At 56.6% G+C, this 16869-nt stretch carries 12 protein-coding genes; 1 reads left to right on the forward strand and 11 read right to left on the reverse strand.

Annotation, left to right across the window (positions count from 1 at the left end):
- Window positions 1-49: 49 nt before the first annotated feature.
- From wecC to CL546_RS02405, 7 genes are all read right to left on the reverse strand, one after another.
- A complete protein-coding gene (gene wecC, locus CL546_RS02375; protein WP_290492826.1) occupies window positions 50-1327 on the reverse strand; it encodes a UDP-N-acetyl-D-mannosamine dehydrogenase in 1278 nt (425 codons plus the stop codon).
- 54 nt (window positions 1328-1381) lie between these two features.
- Entirely contained in the window at window positions 1382-2500 is a 1119-nt protein-coding gene (gene wecB, locus CL546_RS02380) for a non-hydrolyzing UDP-N-acetylglucosamine 2-epimerase (RefSeq protein WP_290492827.1), read from the reverse strand.
- Between the two features lie 103 nt (window positions 2501-2603).
- The gene (locus CL546_RS02385) at window positions 2604-4823 is read right to left on the reverse strand and encodes a polysaccharide biosynthesis tyrosine autokinase (RefSeq protein ID WP_290492829.1); all 2220 of its coding nucleotides are present in this window, start codon (window positions 4821-4823) and stop codon (window positions 2604-2606) included.
- Window positions 4824-5108: 285 nt separating this feature from the next.
- The gene (locus CL546_RS02390; RefSeq protein ID WP_290492831.1) at window positions 5109-5537 is read right to left on the reverse strand and encodes a low molecular weight protein-tyrosine-phosphatase; all 429 of its coding nucleotides are present in this window, start codon (window positions 5535-5537) and stop codon (window positions 5109-5111) included.
- Window positions 5537-6670, reverse strand: a complete 1134-nt coding sequence (locus tag CL546_RS02395) for a polysaccharide export protein (protein ID WP_273604696.1) — start codon at window positions 6668-6670, stop codon at window positions 5537-5539. Before CL546_RS02395 ends, CL546_RS02390 begins: the two co-directional genes overlap by 1 nt.
- A 20-nt stretch (window positions 6671-6690) precedes the next feature.
- Window positions 6691-8220, reverse strand: coding sequence for a capsule assembly Wzi family protein (locus CL546_RS02400; protein WP_290492833.1), 1530 nt, complete (start codon window positions 8218-8220; stop codon window positions 6691-6693).
- Window positions 8221-8642: 422 nt separating this feature from the next.
- Window positions 8643-9278 carry an SDR family oxidoreductase gene (locus CL546_RS02405; protein ID WP_290492834.1) on the reverse strand — a complete coding sequence of 212 codons (636 nt, stop codon included), beginning with the start codon at window positions 9276-9278 and terminating at the stop codon, window positions 8643-8645.
- A gap of 288 nt (window positions 9279-9566) precedes the next feature.
- Between CL546_RS02405 and CL546_RS02410 the strand changes: the two genes are divergently transcribed.
- A complete protein-coding gene (locus CL546_RS02410) occupies window positions 9567-10085 on the forward strand; it encodes a lipocalin family protein (RefSeq protein ID WP_290492835.1) in 519 nt (172 codons plus the stop codon).
- A gap of 76 nt (window positions 10086-10161) precedes the next feature.
- On the opposite strand, the gene CL546_RS02415 is transcribed toward CL546_RS02410, so the two are convergent.
- The 4 genes from CL546_RS02415 to CL546_RS02430 form a co-directional block, all read right to left on the reverse strand.
- On the reverse strand, window positions 10162-11286 hold the full coding sequence (locus CL546_RS02415) for a BamA/TamA family outer membrane protein (RefSeq protein WP_290492837.1): 1125 nt from the start codon (window positions 11284-11286) through the stop codon (window positions 10162-10164).
- Window positions 11277-13508 carry a molybdopterin-dependent oxidoreductase gene (locus tag CL546_RS02420; protein WP_290492839.1) on the reverse strand — a complete coding sequence of 744 codons (2232 nt, stop codon included), beginning with the start codon at window positions 13506-13508 and terminating at the stop codon, window positions 11277-11279. The genes CL546_RS02415 and CL546_RS02420 overlap by 10 nt, the downstream gene beginning before the upstream one ends.
- A 134-nt stretch (window positions 13509-13642) precedes the next feature.
- Window positions 13643-15964, reverse strand: a complete 2322-nt coding sequence (pbpC, locus tag CL546_RS02425) for a penicillin-binding protein 1C (RefSeq protein ID WP_290492841.1) — start codon at window positions 15962-15964, stop codon at window positions 13643-13645.
- A gap of 93 nt (window positions 15965-16057) precedes the next feature.
- Window positions 16058-16552: an REP-associated tyrosine transposase gene (locus CL546_RS02430; protein WP_290492842.1), complete on the reverse strand. Its 495-nt coding sequence runs from the start codon at window positions 16550-16552 to the stop codon at window positions 16058-16060.
- Window positions 16553-16869 lie beyond the last annotated feature (317 nt).

Genomic DNA, 16869 nt, shown 5'->3' on the forward strand with positions numbered 1-16869 from the left:
TACGTGGCACAAACACCCCAACATTGCCACTCAGCGCCTTAAAAAGAAATCACCAGACACCACGAAGATCTATATACTTCTTATCGTTTCTGAATTTTAAATCAGTTTTTTTAAAATCTTTATGGTCCACTAACATCACGTGAATATCAGCAGCATCCCAACCGCTTTCATAGCTTACCTTTTCGGCTTTGCTCAACAGCCCTGGCAGTTTCTGAACATTAGGCTCTATAACTAGCACATCACCAACATGGTTATTCATAATACTTTCAACAATCTGAAGAGCCGGGCTTTCCCGCAAATCATCAATATCAGGTTTAAAAGCAATGCCATAACATGCGATGGAAACATCCTTCACTGTTTTATCCGGATTGGCCTGCAGGAAATCAGCCACCGCCAGTTTTATCTTGTTTATTACCCACTCTGGCTTGCCGTCATTTACCTCGCGTGCAGTACGAGTCAGACGCGCTTCTTCCGGAGTCTCGCTAACAATGAACCATGGATCAACAGCGATACAGTGCCCACCCACACCTGGCCCAGGTTGAAGAATATTGACACGCGGGTGGCGATTGGCAAGGCGGATAAGTTCCCACACGTTAATATCCACCTTGTCACAAATGATGGACAGCTCGTTGGCAAACGCAATATTCACATCCCTGAAAGCGTTCTCTGTGAGCTTGGCCATCTCCGCAGTTCGCGCAGTTGTGAGAAGGCACTCTCCACGCACAAAAGTCTTATAAAGCTCACAAGCCGCTTCAGCACATTTTGTTGTCATGCCCCCGATAACACGATCATTCTCGATCAATTCATGCATGATATGACCGGGTAGTACGCGTTCAGGGCAATGGGCAATACGAATATCGGAATCTTCTGATGCATGCTGGGGAAAAGTAAGATCGGGACGTGAATCGGCTAACCAGGCAGCCATTTGTTCTGTTGCACCAACGGGTGAGGTAGACTCAAGAATCACCAGGTCACCTTTCTTTAGCACAGGCCCAATTGAATCAGCTGCGGCCTGAATATAACTAAGATCAGGGGTCGGGATAGAGCCCTTTTCCTGCCCTTTTTTGAAGGGCGTAGGTACTGCTACAAGAAACGCGTCCGCCGGCTCTGGTCGTGTTGCTGCACGAAGATAGCCTTCCTTGACTGCTGCATGCACAGCGATATCAAGTTCCGGTTCAACAATATGAATCTCACCACGATTGATGGTATCAACAGCATGCTGGTTGACATCTACACCGATGACTTTTTTTCGTCGCCCGGCAAAAGCCGCTGCGGTAGGTAAACCTATATACCCCAAACCAACGACACATACCGTTTCGTATTCCATTTTCACTTCACCTTAAACTTGTAGCTATTGCACCGAACCGTTAATTACGGCTCCTCAGACAACCAAAATTTCGGCAATACGAGCTGATGAGTTGCCGTCACCATAGGGATTATGTGCCCGACTCATGGCTTTCCATGCATCAGCGCTATCTAGCAGAGTGCTTACTGCATCAACGATGTTGACTATTTCCGTTCCAACCAGTTTAACCGTGCCCGCCTCGACGGCTTCCGGTCGCTCAGTGGTATCACGCATTACCAGCACAGGCTTACCCAGAGATGGCGCTTCTTCCTGAATACCACCGGAGTCAGTAAGAATGATATGAGCCCGGCTCATCAAGGAAACAAAAGGCAAATAATCCTGTGGAGGGATCAAATGCACATTCCCCAGTCCAGCAAGGATACGATTGACTGGTTCCTGTACGTTTGGGTTTAAATGCACCGGATAAACGATATCTACGTCAGGGTAAGTTTTCGCAAGTTCTGCCAATGCGCTACAGATACGTTCGAAGCCACCCCCGAAACTTTCTCTACGGTGCCCTGTAACCAAGACCATCCGTCGTTCGATACCATAGGGCAGCCTGGATTCAAGCTCGTTTTTCAAATTGGCATCACTATCTATTTTGTCACGGACCATAAGCAAAGCATCAATCACTGTGTTGCCCGTGACATGAATATCGGTTTCTTTGATATTCTCCTTCAACAGCGACTGCAGCGATGTATCTGTGGGAGCAAAATGGTAATTAGCGAGCACCCCTGTCAGCTTACGATTAGCCTCTTCCGGCCACGGGGAGTAAATATTGCCCGTACGCAGACCTGCCTCCACATGCCCAACCGGTATTTGTTCGTAAAACGCTGCCAATGATGCGGCGAACGTAGTCGCCGTATCACCATGGACCAGCACTACATCAGGTTTTTCTTCACGTAATACTGAACGAAGACCCAACATAATTTTGGCTGTTACATCATAGAGATCCTGTTCAGGCGCCATAACATTTAAATCATGATCTGGGCAAATCTCGAAAAGAGAAAGCACCTGATCCAGCATTTCTCTATGCTGCGCTGTTACACAGACTCGACTATCGATTGCATTATGAGCATCAAGCGCCTTCACCACTGGAGCCATCTTGATCGCTTCGGGGCGAGTTCCGAAAATGCTTAAAACCTTTTTAGTCATGCGTCCTTGCCATTATTCCGTTTTTTTGTGATCGAACGGCCGCGTCTACAAAACTGCCTCCCTTTCTGGGAGGTTTTCGCGCCGCCAGCGACGCTCCTACTGGTTAGGAGCTGCTTTTGCCGTATTCGTAGGCGTAGTAACCGTATTCGTTGGAAGCACGACGCTCCATGCAATTCAAAATCGCACCTTTGATTTCCACATTATTCTGCGCAAACCGTGTCAAAGTGATGTCTACTTCCTTTACTGAGTTCACCCCGAAGCGGGTCACGATGAGGCTGCTACCAGCCAATTGACCGACGATGGCGGCATCTGTGACGGCCAGAATGGGGGGGGTATCCACCAATACTATGTCGTACTGCTCGCTTAGAGATTCCATAAGGGTCTTGAAGCGGTTGTGCATGAGCAGTTCTGATGGATTAGGCGGCACCTGACCTCTCGGGATAAAGGCGAGGTTTTCCATTTTGGTCGCCTGGATGACGGCTTCCTGCTCTTTCTGGCCTGAGAGGTAATCAGACAGCCCCTCATCATTGCGGTTATCAAAGAATCGATGCATATGACCCTTACGCATATCGGCATCGACCACCACCACTTTCTGCCCCGTTTGGGCGAGCACCGCAGCCAGATTGGCAGAGACGAAGGATTTACCCACACCCGGACTGGGGCCAGAAACCATCAGTACTTTGTTGCTTGCCTCCATCATGGCGAAGTGCAGGCTGGTGCGCAGGCTGCGCAAGGCTTCCACGGCCAGATCGTTAGGGTCTGACAGGGTCAGCAACGGGATGGGTTCTTTGTCTTTCTTGCGTTTTCGGCGACGTTTCAAGGCCTCCAAGCGATCCACTTTCTGCTGGTGTTGAGACAACGGAATAGAGGCATAGACAGAAATACCCTGCTCTTCCAGCTGTTCCGGGCTCTCGATACCACGGTTAAAGGCCGCCCTGATGAGAACCACGCCAACAGAACCCATAGCCCCCAACATGGCAGCCAGAATGGTAATAAGCGCTTTTTTGGGTTTGACCGGTTCAGGTTGCACCAAGGCTTTGTCGATAATGCGTACACTACCGACAGTGCCGGCTTTCATGATGCGCAGCTCCTGCACCTTGTTAAGCAGGCCCACATAGATTTCCTGATTAACTTCCACATCACGCATCAAGCGCAGCACTTCCTGTTGGGTTTCCGGTAGTTCCTTGATTTGTTTATTAAGCTCGTCTTTTTCCTGAATCAGGGAGCCTCGCTGCTGAATCAGTGTGCGGTAAGCCGGGTGCTCCCTCGTAAAGCGGGCAGAGACCTCACTTTCTTTGATTTTCAGTTCATTGATTTTTGCTTCAATGGCTACCAGCCGCTCAAGCACCGATTGGGTTTCCAGGGATAAATCCACAGATTCGCTTTTCAGGCGATAGGCATTGAGCTTTTCTTCGGCGCCAGTGAGCTTCTCCTTGATTTCAGGCAGTTGTTCGTCGAGAAAATCCAGGCTGTTTTCCGCTTCTGCAGACATTCTCTTAATGTTCTGGAGCAGATAAGTTTCGCCAATGGCATCTAGAATGACACGGATACGGGCCTTGTTGGGGCCGGTAATGGACAAGGCAATAATACCGGTCGCCTTTCCTTGCTCACTAACAGAAAGGCGGCCACGAAGTTGATTGACCGCATCGGCGCGAGTTTGATGCACCAGCTCCAAAGGCTCATCCCCGTATTCCCACTCCCCTAACTCCAGTGTAATCCTTTTGTCTTCGCTGGTGATCGAGGTGCCCAGCGGGGCGCTACCCACTTTCTGATCATCAAGGTACAGCGCAGGCTGACCATTTTCTTCTATCAGCGTAAATGCTTCGCCTTCCAGATCTTCCGGCACTTGAAAAGCCTCGATGGTCACGAAGGTTTCGCTATCCCGATAGCCCGCAAACAAGGGTTTCGGCACAAACTCTGGCACAGGATCTGGTGCGCCAATACTGCCAAAGAAAGGAAATCGATCCGGCGCCACTTTAATATCCAACTGTAGCTGGTCAATGATTTCGCCCAGCACCATCCGTGAGCGGATAATCTGGATCTCCGCATCGGCAGAAGACTCTTCTGTAAACAGTTCATTCAGTTCGGAAAACCCGGGCACGCCCCCTTGCTTGTCTTCCACTTGCAGTAGCGCATCGGCTTTATAAATAGGCGTGGCCAACAGGCCATAGACCACACCCAATGACAGCGCAATCAAGGTGGTGCCGATAATCAGCCAGCAGTGGTCGACCAGCAGCCCCCACAGACGTTGCAGGTCGATTTCATCAGCCATACTGGATGACGACTGTGGCTGGCGTGTTGTGTTTGTTGCGTTTTCTGCCATGTTTTACTCTGCTGTCTGTTTGCTGTTGGGCGTTTTTGCGGTGGAACCGCCTCTCCCAAATAGCGAGTTAGCTCGCCAGTTTTATCGATGCCACTGTAGGAGCTCCCTTCCAGGGGACGAACCCGAGCCTTGGCGAGCGGGCTTGTGATTGCCACCCCCTTCATTTCGCGCTGGCGGGACACCCCATTGGGTGCTCTCCGAGCTGACGCTTGGTTCGTCCCCTAGAAGGGAACTCCTACAATTGTCTATTCGCGCTCTGGAAGGGGGCCCTCCAGGGTGTTGCCCTTACAGTTTTTCTGCCCAGGCTTTTGTGGCTTCGCGCATGGGCGGGTAGATCCTTTCAAAGGCATCCCGACCGCGCTTGTAGGGGTCGGGGATATCGTGGCCGCCATTCCAGTGACTAAGCAGGAATGTCTTGCCACTGGCTTCAGGAAAGGCTCTTCCTAAACGTTCTTTCTGCCGGCTTTCCATGACCAATATCAGATCGCTGTCGCGGCACAATTCACTATCCAGCTTGCGGGCCACATGAGTGCCACAGTCCAGGCCGTTTTCTTCCGCAACAACACGCGCAGTCGCTTCCATGTCTTGGCCCACAAGCCCGACCAGCCCCGCAGAAGACACGGCTTTTTCCGGCTTCAGCTCCCGCAGCATGGCGGCGACGGTGGGGCTGCGACAGATGTTGCCGTCACACACCACCAGAATGCGATTAAACATTACTCGTCCAGATCCCTTACCCGGTCTGCCGCCAGCGCCCCGTAGTAGATGGTCTGGAAGGTCGGCAGAATATTCTTGATTACGCGGTTCCAGCGAGCCAGCGGCGCGGCGGTGACATAGACGATGTCGCGGCTTTGCAGGTCAAAACCATCCGCCAGAATCAGGGCGGTAGCGTCCTTGGCATTGAGCTGGTACAGATCGATCAGGTGATCACTCCCCTGCGGCGCGCGACGCAACACAAAAATGCCCCGGGCATCGGCAGTGTCCTGGGTGTAACCGCCGGAGGAGGACAGGGCTTCCGCCAAAGTCAGGCCGTTACGGGTCATCGGTACGGGCTGATTCTCACCCACTTCACCCAACACAAAGACTTTGTTGTCATCGTTGCGGGCCACGTGGACCACGTCACCGGGACGCAGCAACACGTTGTAGGCCGGATTGCCTTCCTGGTAGACCGCCTTCAACGACAGGGTATACTCCTGCCCGTTACGGGTGAGGGTGACATCATTCCAGTCCGCCATTTCGGTCAAACCACCGGACGAATTCACCGCATCCAGCAAGCGTAGCGGCACATTGGTTACCGGGTAGGCGCCGGGCTGTTTGACCGCACCAGACACATAGACCCGCTGGCTACGGAAAGCCGCAATGGTCACATCCACTTGCGGGTCTTCGATGTATTCCGCAATACGCTGGGCGATCAGGTCACGGATTTCAGTGACACGCAGGCCGACCACTTTGATCTTGCCGACGTAGGGATAAAAGATGGTGCCGTCGTTATGTACCCAGTTACCGGATTCGGACGGGCTGCGCATGGAGCCCGCCGGAATGGTCAGCTCCGGGTGATCCCAAACGGTGATTTGCAAGACATCACCGAGCCCGACCACGTAATCATAATCTTCAGGTTCTTCGAGCAGAACTGGGGCAGGCTTGGCTTTGTCCTGGGGCTCGGCTTTCAGCACATTGGTGGTAATGGTATGCACCTGCACCACATCCGGCAGGGGTTCGGCCTCTTCCGCACTTTCATCTTCATCGAGAAACCAACCCGGCGAGGTGGAAATGTGTGAGCCCGGCACAACCGTGCAGCCAGCTAATGAAGCCAGGAGGCCGACAGCCAGAAATTTCCCGAAAGGATTCATAGATACCTGCATAAACTCTGTTACCAATTCACGTGGCGGGTCCACTGAAGGCCGGCGGTGAACCGCTCCCGCTCTTCATAGGTCACTACGGGTTCATCCGTAGCAGAAAGCAGCCAGTTCAGGCGGCCGCCGAATAAGGGGTGGCCGATGCGCAATTCGGCCAGGGTGATGTCCTGTTCTTCAACGGCCTGAAGGATAGCGTCGCCATCTTCCGTGACCACCGCGCGTATCCCGCCCTCTTCGTTCAGGGTCGCTTGCGACAGGCTCAGCGCCACCGACACGTCGTGGCGGAAAAACTGCTGAATGCCGAGGGTGACAGCCTGGGCGTCGCCTTCCCAGGTACTGGCCATGTTGCGGCCATGGTAACGGAAACCGCTTTGATAAGTGCTGTGCTCATACATGACATTGTGGCGGCGGTCACTAAACCAGCTACCGGCAACGGTGTCGGTGGCTTCCACAAAGAAGCGCTGGGAGCCCTTGCCCCAGCCGGTGACCACATCCACGCCAGCCAAAGACGATAGCTTCGAGGGCAAGCCCCCCGCCTCGTCTTCGCCCATGAATTGTCCATAGATACCCAGAGGGACGTCGCCCGGGTTCAGAGACAGACGGAAATCCACTCCCCCGATTTGGTTACTGGGGTCTTGGCCTTCTTCCAGGCCGGAGGTTTCACCGTTATCGCGACCAATAACCGCATTCCAGAAGTCATCCAGGCCCTGCGGGCGCCCTTCACCGCCCCATTGCGCCAGGCGCGACAGGCCGATTTGCAGGGAATCCAGCGGCTTGAAAACAAAGCGAGCGCCAAGCAGGCGGGCATCCGGGATAGCGCGGTCCTGCTCCAGTTGCCCGGCAATCAGTTGCAGGTCCCAGGGGCCGATCCAACTAAGCCAAGGGCTTTCCGGTGCCAGTGGCATTTGTCGGGATAACCATAGCCCAGGGACCGGGCGGGCGTTATTGGACAAGGCCAGCGAACTTTGCCAGCCCGGCCCCCACCAGCGATCAACAGCACCGACGCCCAACTGCCAGTTACCGATGATGCCGGCCAGGTAGGTGTCGTCGATACGCACATATTCGTTATCGCGATCGCCATCCACGTAACCAATGGCCAACTGCCCGGCCCAACGGTCACCCATGCCGTAAAGTGTCACCTGGCTGGTGAATTCGTCCTCTACCTGGGTATCGAAGCTGGTGTAAAGCGGCTCCTGGTTGGCGCCCCCCAGTTCAATGGAAACACCACGAGTGCTTTGCTGGGCCTGCTGGAGGGCTTTTTCGAGGAAGGCGGCATGCTGGTTTTCACAACGTTTGGCTTCCGCTTCCGGGAGGCTGTGACGGGCAAGGCGGTAGCTTTTCATCAGCGCGGCCCAGCTGATCGGCCAGCTGAGGGTAACGCCATCCAGGCAACCCTGAGACTGCAGCGCTTCGATATGATGGCGCGCTGATAGATCGCCGGCTGGAACCCAGGGTGAAGCGGCCTGGGCGCTGGTTGCACACAGAAAGGCCAGCCCCCCGAGACTCCAACGGGTTAACTGTGAAGAAAACTGCACTAAGGACATCCTATCCAGCTGTTCTGACATCGAGGGGCGGATTATGCGTACTTTTTTTTGTCATCCATATGACAAGCAGCGGCATTTTACAGTTTGTTTACCGCAATGCGAATGGGTTTCAGCACTAACTCTACGTAATTCATACGTATTGGTGACGCAGGCCGCTTTATACCTAAGGGCAGGATGAGGGAGGGATCGATGATATTGTCAGACAATTCAGGAGGGAAGCGTTACTTTGAGTGGAGTGCGGAGGGGGCAGGCCCAGTGTCGGGTTACGGCTACGCCTAACACGACCTACGAAGACGGCCCTCCGATTCGTGCCGGTGCCCGTCTCCGTAGGTCAGATTAGCCTGAAGGCGTAATCCGACATTGGGCGACAACCGTGTCACCGCTTCGCGCGACGCGAGAGCTACAAAGGAGCACCTCCAACATCAGAGCTTTTGCAGAGCATCCCGAATGAGGCTCTCGCCGGAGATAACGTCGAACTCCTGGTTGCGGATCTCCATGCGAGTGACTTCCGCCAGCACCTTGGCGACATCTTCGCGGGAAATTTCTCCAAAGTCCCTTATTTTCGGCTCCAGCCTAATCTTCTCCAGCGGCGGTTCCTCCGTGAGTCGGCCCGGGCGGATAATCACATGGTCCAGCCCACTGCTGCGCAGGTGATTATCCGCGTTGCCCTTGGCTTCAAAGTAATGACGCATTTTTTCCGGGCCACTGTCCGGATCATCGGCGCGCATGGAGCTGACCATGATAAAGCGGTCCACTCCCTGCTCTTTCGCCTGATCCACCAGTGCGATGGCGCCATTCTGATCCACGTCGAGGGTTTTCTCCGGGCCAGTGCGAGGACCAGAGCCGGCGGTAAAAATGACCGTATCCTGCCCTTTCAGGGCTTCACGGCAATCGCCTTCCAGGTCGGCCACCACCACATCGTTGGCACCCAGCTCTTTCAGGGACTGAGCCTGGGCCGCATCGCGCACCATGGCGGTGACACGGATGTCGTCTGCCACCAGATGGGGAATCAGCCGGCGACCAATTTTGCCGTTTGCACCTGCAATAAGAACGTTCACGCGGTTCTCCTTTTCCGGTTAGGTATTAACAGGGGTTGTGATGGCACAGAGGACTTTCAAGCCCCCGGACTTGCCTCTGTAGGTCGCATTAGTCTTAAAGACGTAATCCGACACTCGACCCCTGGGACGGCGGCGACATTGAATGTCGGCTTACGGCCTTCGGCCTAAGTCGACGGTATCTACAAAAGAGCGAAATGCGAGGTCTCTGGGCGGCAAGGAAACGACTGGCGCCCAGCTTCACCTGGTGTTGCACCGGTTGATGCGATGCTCCCTGTCATGGAGAAACCTATGCGCCGAATGCTACTGATAGTGAGCCTGATTATGCTCAACGCCTGCCAGACCACGCCCCGAGCACCGATTGAGGTGGCGACCCCATTCGACCTGGATCGCTTTATGGGCCAGTGGTATGTGATTGCCAACATCCCCACTTTTCCCGAAAAAGGCGCCTATAACGCCATCGAGACCTATCGCCGAGCCGGTCCCAATGAAATTGCGACCAGCTTCACCTTCCGCAAAGACGGCCCGGACGGTGACCTGAAGACCATGACGCCCACCGGCTTTGTCAGCGACGAGGACCCGGCCATTTGGAAGATGCGTTTTCTATGGCCATTCAAGGCAGACTTCCGAGTGCTGTACGTAAGCCCGGATTACCAGACCACCATTATCGGCCGACAGAAACGGGATTACCTGTGGATCATGGCGCGCAGCCCGCAGCTGGATGCCAAGACCTACGAACACCTGCTGGGCGTCGCCCGAGCGCGCGGTTACACCCTGGATAAGCTGCAGAAGGTACCTCAGGAGTGGTGATTGCTTTCGTAGGTCTGGTTAGCCTGAAAGGCGTAACCTGACATTCAGACAAAGCACCGGAAAGCCCACTCAAGCGCTAGAAACTTTCGCCCAACTGGATGAAGAAAACCGTATCGTCATCGGTGAAGGCCACATCCACGCCAATGTGCAGGGGCTTGCTCGGGGTGGTTTGCCAGCGCAAGCCGGTGCCGATGCTGTGGGCGGTCTTGCCCTGGAAAATCGGTTCATCCCCGTCGTTGACCCAACCATAATCGTAGAACCCCACCCACACCCAGCGCGGCAAGATGGAATAACGGCCTTCCATGCTCGCGGTGAGGGCATCATCGTCCATGTACTCGCCCCGGTTGTACCCGCGCACCCCGGCCGACGCCTGATTGAAGAACGGCGCCCGTCCGGCAGTGCTTTCCCAGGCACCGTTGGTGGCGAGCACCAGATCAGGCAAGAGTTGCGTGTAATAGCTCAGATCCAGCCGGGTTTTGCTGTAATCAAAATCGCTGCCCAGTGCCTCGCCAAAATCAAAATAGGAGGCGCTAAAATTGATTCCCTGAGTCGGAAAATAATTGTTGTCGCGCGAATCATAGGTCAACACCATTCCCACCCCGCCGACCGCAATATTTTTGCTCAACCCCGGCAACCGGCCAACCCGTTGGTCAAACTCCATTTCCACATCCCCGTCCCCATAGATCAGCGCCGGGCCAAGAAACCAGTGATCCGATTGCGGCAGGCGCAACTGGGCACGAGCAAAGCCCATGGCCATGTCGATGGTGTAATCCAGCGGGTTATTGGCAAAGAACCCATCTCCGCCAAAGCCGTAATACTTGAGCTTCAGGGAGCCCGTGCCGGCTGCCGCAGTGATTCGCAGACGATCTTCCAGCAAATAATCCTGATGGAAGGCACCCACCACCCAGCTGTCGGTATCGGTGTACATGGCGCCCAGCCCGCTGGTGGGATTGGGGCCGCCGTTGCCGTCGCGGGAGGGGTGCAAATACAGTGTCGCCAGTTGCAAGCCTGTGCCCATGGTGGGGTTCGACACGGGGATCGGCGCCACCACCCAGTTCCCTTTTTCCAGGTTTGGGCCATGGCTGCCCTTCTCCACATTCGCCATAAACGCATCGGTTTCGGTAACCGCCGCCGCAGCAGCCAGCGGCACCCACCCGGCAACGAACATGGCCAACCGCCACGGCGCGCTACTCACTGGCATGGCGACACAGGAGCCAGGGTAACGGGGATGCCATTGAGCTGCGCCATGGCGGTCACCGCTTCTACCCGATCGGCGCCAATCACATCATTAATACTGCTGCCCTGGGTTGACCGGGCGATTTCCAGCTGCACGCCGTCACGGTCGTGGCCCCAACCATGGGGCACGCTGATCACACCGGGCATGATGTTCTCACTGAGGCTGGCTGGCAGGGTGATGTCGCCGGCACCACCACTGATGGTGACGTTCATACCCTCCTCAACACCCAATCGCAGGGCATCCTGCGGATGCACCATCACCGTGAAGCGGCCTTTTCCCTTGATCAGGCGCTGGCTGTTGTGCATCCAGGAATTATTGCTGCGGATATGGCGCCGGCCGATCATCAATAGCTGATTTTCCGGCGGTGCGTCCGGCACCGGCAGTCCCTGCAACGCCCGATGATAGAGCGCGGGGACCAGATTGATGCGCTGATCGGCGGTAAACAGGCGTTGTGGCAGCATGGGCGTCAGCGGACCCAGATCAATGCCGTGCGGTGCCGCTTGCAGACGCTTGAACGTCAGCCCGTCACTTTTCCCCTTCAATAAACGCCAGGCCACTTTGGGCAGCGTATGCAAACCGTTTTGTTTGAGGCTGGCCATGGCCTTGCCACCGCCGCCATACGGGCCCAGGCGCAGGCCCAGATCGATAATCCCCCGGTCACCCAGTGTACGAATAAAGCGGTCAGTGGCGGCAGCCTTCAAACGGCTGCGGCGAGTGCGCGCTTTAAGTCGGCTCAACCGTGTGGTGAGCGCGAGCAAAATCTCCCAATCGTGTAGCATGCCTTCCGGTCGCTCGACCAGGGGCGGTGTATATTTCACCACGTTGCGCACGGCCATCGCCTGGAAAATGGGATCGAACTGGCCATGCTCCAGCTGCCCGGTGGGCGGCAGGATAATGTCCGCATGGCGGGTGGTTTCGTTGATATAGAAATCGATGCTGACCATGAAATCCAGGCCGCTGAGGGCACGGTCCAGTTTGTTGCCATCCGGGCAGGACAGCACCGGATTGCCCGCATGGGAGATAAACGCTTTTACCTGGCCGAGCCCCGGAGTGAGCATTTCATCGGCCATGGTAGTCACCGGAAATTCCCCCCCGAATTCCGGGTAACCGTGCACCCGGCTGCGATAACGATCGAAGCTGCCGGTATCGCCGCTGAGACCACTCATGGCGAGGATATCGAAAGCAGGCTTGGTGAACATAACGCCGCCTTTACGATCCAGATTGCCGGTGAGAATATTGATCACATAGACCAACCAGGCACTCAGGCTGCCGTGGGCGCTGGTCGTCACGCCCACGCGGGAATACACCGCAGCGCTGGGTGCATTGGCTATGTCGCGGGCAAGCTTGCGAATGTGGACGGCGGAAATACCCACCGCCGTTTCCACTTTTTCGGGAGTCCACGGTGCTACCAGTTTTTCCAGGGTTTTATTGCCCTCCAGCAAGGACTCAAGGCGACCCGGCGCCACCAGCAATTCCGTATACATCACCTGAACCAGCGCCAGCAGCAGATAAACATCGTTACCCGGGCGCACGAAATAGTGTTCGTCCGCCACCTGGGCGGTCTCGGTACGGCGCGGGTCAATGACCACGAGTTTGCCGCCGCGCTTTTGCAATGCCTTGAGGCGGTTCTTGACGTCAGGGACCGTCATGATGGAACCGTTGGACGCCAGCGGATTACCGCCAATAATCATGAAGTAATCGGTACGGTCGATATCCGGTATCGGGAACAAAATCTGGTGGCCGAACAACTGGTAGGCCGCCAGCTGATGGGGCAACTGGTCCGCCGAGGTAGCGCTATAACGCTGACGGGTATTGAGAGCCCTGCTGAACGCTGACAGCGTAAACAAAGCACCGTGGTTATGGGCCGTGGGATTACCCAGGTAGAGAGACACCGCGTTCTTGCCATGTGCCTGCTGAATCTCATGGAGCCTCTGGGCGGTTTCATCCAGTGCCTCGTCCCAACTGATTGGCACCCAGCCATCGGTGGTGCGTTTAACCGGATGACGCAAGCGATCCGGGTCATTGTGCAAATCCTGCAGCGCCACCGCCTTGGGGCAGATGTGACCACGGCTGAAGGGGTCAGCCTTGTCGCCGCGAATCGCTTGAATGTCATCCCCGCAGTGCTCTATCTCGATACCGCACATGGCTTCGCACAGATTGCAGGTGTGATAGTGCAGGTGCTTCATCCTTGGCCCCGTTCGTTGCGCTTAGAGTCCTTGTTTATCAGATTCACGTGAAAAAGGCGCGGTGGGTGTGTGGTTTTACCGCGCATAAAGGATTGGGCGGCGTGATTGCGTGTAGCATGCCTGCGTGAAGCATCTCACTTGCCCAGCACCTTAAAGCGTTGCTTTAAGCGAAAGCCCTGATCATCCACCAGGGTCAGGGTATGCCAGCCGGGTTCGGCGGTGAGGGCCCATTCATGGAAATGCCGGGTTTCACCCAGATAAGTAGAATCCAGATGCCAGTACAGCGTGGCGCCGGCCCGTTGATGGACTGCGCGAAAGACCGCCCTTCCCAGCCGACCATTCAACTCCACCGGAATATAAATCGCCGTGCCCGCATGGGGGTAAATCAGCGCCATGGGCGGGGCGCTGTTCATCGCCCGTGCGCCCGCCAGGCAATCGTCACGCCAGGCGGGTAGCGGCCGGTAATGCGGGTGGCGGCGCTGGTAGAACCAGGCTTGCCCCGGCGGCAGCACAAACCAGTCCTGGTGGCGCATGGCATCGACAGACTCGCACTGGCTGTGCACCCGCTGACCATTGCCATCCAGATGCACACGCACGTGATACGGCGTCACCGTTTCAAAATGGCTATACAACGGTGCCAGCCGCTCTACCGTGGGGCAGCGGCCGCCGGCCAGATAGCCGTCGTCGCTGCACACCTGCACGATTTTCAGGTCTGCCAATGGTGGTTCCGGCCAGGCCGCCGGCCCCAGCAAGCTGAACACATCCAGCATCAGCGGTGCTGCCGTGGCCGCGCCCCCCAGGCTGGGGGCCGGCTCGCCATTGCCGTTACCGGCCCAAACACCCACGGTGTAGCGCCCGTTACTGCCAATGGCCCAGGCGTCGCGCAAGCCATAACTGGTACCGGTCTTCCAGGCAATAGGCTGGCTGGAGCTGAACAGCCGCCATTGGCGTGCGGTACCCGGGCGCGCCACATCACGCAGGGCATCCAGCGTCAGCCAGGCCGCCCCCGGGCTGAGCACCGGGGGCGCGGTTTCGCGCCCGGCAAGCGGCGGTTGCAGTGTCGCCACCGGGTAGGCTTGCGCTTGCATGGCGCTGGCAAACAGGCGCGCGTAAATGCCGGTGAGCTCATTGAGCGTACCTTCCGCCCCACCCAGCACCAGGGTGAGCCCATAGTCTTCCGCGCTGCGGAACAACGTCCCCATGCCCATGCGCTGCAATTGGCTGTGAAAGCGGCCAAGTCCATATTGTCGCAACATGCGGACAGCGGGAATGTTCAGGGACTGGCTAAGGGCCTGATGAGCAGGGACGGCCCCCCGGTATTCATGATCAAAATTTTCCGGACTGAAACCGCCGTAGTTGGTGGGCAGATCGGGCACCAGAGTGTCGGGCAGCAACAGGCCGTCGTCGAGCATTAACCCGTATAACAAGGGCTTGAGCACGCTGCCGGTGGAACGCGGGGCGCGGGCGATATCCACGGCGGCACCGTATTCGCGGGCATCGCCATGGGTCATGTTGCCCACGTAGGCACGGGTGGCCAACGCGGTGTGGTCGATCACCACCACCGCCACGTTATGCACGCCCTCCCCGGCCAAACGCTGACCATGCTGGCGCGCTAGCTCGCGCACCCGGCGTTGCAGGTCGGCATCCAGGGTGGTGTGAAACAGGTGCTCGTCACTGTTGGCGGAGAGGGAGTTCAGTAGGTGGCTGGCGCTGCCGGGCAGCGCTCTGGGGGCGTCGGGCAAGGGCTCCAGCAAGGCCAGTCTCAGGTCCGTGGCCGACAATTCTCCGCTCTCGTGCAGATCCTTGAGCAAGCCATCGCGCTTGGTCAATAACCGTTCCCGGTTGCGCCCCGGATGAATCAAGGCGGGGGCATTGGGCAGCACCGCCAGCAACGCGGCTTCCGCCCAACTCAACGCCGCGGGCTCACGGCCGAAATAGCGCCAGGCGGCGGCACGCAACCCGACGATATTGCCGCCAAACGGGGCGCGGCTGGCGTACTGGATCAGCAATTCATCCTTGCTGAAATGCCACTCCAATTGCAGGGCGAGCAGGGCTTCGCGGGCTTTCTCAGGCAGGGTTCTAGGCGGGTCATCGCGCAGCAGCCGCGCCAGCTGCATGGTCAGCGTGGAGCCGCCACTGACCACCCGCCCGGCGCGGGCATTGAGCCAAGTAGCGCGGGCAATGGCCAGCGGGTCGATACCCGGGTGGGCGAAGAAACGTTTGTCTTCGTAGCTCAACAAGGCCTGGCGATATTTGTCCGGCAGGGAGTCCACCGGCACAAAGCGCCATTGTTCATCCGCCGCAATGCGGGCACCGAGCAGGCGCTCATGGCGGTCCAGCATCAAGGTGGCGTATGGGGTGTTCGTCAGCCGCTCGGGCAGCGGCCAGAACTGCAAAGCAGCCATCACCGGCATGGCAATGATTAGCAAAGTCAGGAGGATGCGTCGCAGGCTCATTGTCGGGTTACGGCCTTCGCCCTAACACGACCTACGGCCCGGCTGCTGCATGTAGGTCGAATTAGCCTGAAAGGCGTAATCCGACATTCGGCGCTATTCGTGACCAATGTCGTCCGGCAGAAGCGGATTGCCACCCCAGTCAGCGGGATACAGCCCACGGGCCACATCCCGGCGGAAACTGCTGTAGGGCCAATCGGCGGGTTGGAGGACGTAACCATGCTTTACCGGGTTGTAGTAGAGATAATCGGTGTGAGTCTGCAAATCATACTCGTCTCGAAGGGTATGTTCCCAGAAACGCTTTTGCCAGATCGGTGTGCTGATTTGGCAATGCTTTGTCACCCTTCCCTTGATTAAACGCCAGCGGGTTGAGAAGTCATGGTCCGTCTCCGGCAAGGTCCAGATGCAGTGCAGATGATCGGGCAAAACGACAATGGCATCGATGCGGAAAGGGTGACGTTGTTGTACCCATTTGAAGGCATAGCGTAATGCATCAAGCGTGGGTTCATCGGTCAGAACCGGTTTGCGTTGATGGGTGACCACGGTAAAAAAATAACAACCACCGCGGGAGTAATTGCGCCGGTAATGCATGTGAGTCCCGCCTTTTCGGTACATGAATTGACGAGTATTGGCGCGATGAAGGAGGCAAACGAGAAGAGATGCGCGCAGCCCAGCGTAAGCAATACCCTCACCGTGTACGTCGGGTTAACCTGCAAGACGTAATCCGACATTGGGCATGTGCTGCAAGCAACGAGGCTGGATGCCGGGTTACGGCCTTCGGCCTTTCTGTACCCTTGGGTAAACACGACCTCCACGCCCGGGCATCAAAATATCGCGTGATCACTCCCCCGTAGGTCGGCTTAGCCTAAAGGCGTAAGCCGACATTGCGCATTTGCCGCGAGCGACGA

It is taken from the genome of Alcanivorax sp., from assembly GCF_002726155.1.
GTDB lineage: Bacteria > Pseudomonadota > Gammaproteobacteria > Pseudomonadales > Alcanivoracaceae > Alcanivorax.

Bases quoted from the DNA above. Each gene is read 5' to 3' on its own strand.
- wecC (WP_290492826.1), bottom strand. From the start codon at position 1,327: ATGGAATACGAAACGGTATGTGTCGTTGGTTTGGGGTATATAGGTTTA.
- wecB (WP_290492827.1), bottom strand. From the start codon at position 2,500: ATGACTAAAAAGGTTTTAAGCATTTTCGGAACTCGCCCCGAAGCGATC.
- CL546_RS02385 (WP_290492829.1), bottom strand. From the start codon at position 4,823: ATGGCAGAAAACGCAACAAACACAACACGCCAGCCACAGTCGTCATCC.
- CL546_RS02390 (WP_290492831.1), bottom strand. From the start codon at position 5,537: ATGTTTAATCGCATTCTGGTGGTGTGTGACGGCAACATCTGTCGCAGC.
- CL546_RS02395 (WP_273604696.1), bottom strand. From the start codon at position 6,670: ATGAATCCTTTCGGGAAATTTCTGGCTGTCGGCCTCCTGGCTTCATTA.
- CL546_RS02400 (WP_290492833.1), bottom strand. From the start codon at position 8,220: ATGTCCTTAGTGCAGTTTTCTTCACAGTTAACCCGTTGGAGTCTCGGG.
- CL546_RS02410 (WP_290492835.1), top strand. From the start codon at position 9,567: ATGCGCCGAATGCTACTGATAGTGAGCCTGATTATGCTCAACGCCTGC.
- CL546_RS02415 (WP_290492837.1), bottom strand. From the start codon at position 11,286: ATGCCAGTGAGTAGCGCGCCGTGGCGGTTGGCCATGTTCGTTGCCGGG.
- CL546_RS02420 (WP_290492839.1), bottom strand. From the start codon at position 13,508: ATGAAGCACCTGCACTATCACACCTGCAATCTGTGCGAAGCCATGTGC.
- pbpC (WP_290492841.1), bottom strand. From the start codon at position 15,964: ATGAGCCTGCGACGCATCCTCCTGACTTTGCTAATCATTGCCATGCCG.
- CL546_RS02430 (WP_290492842.1), bottom strand. From the start codon at position 16,552: ATGCATTACCGGCGCAATTACTCCCGCGGTGGTTGTTATTTTTTTACC.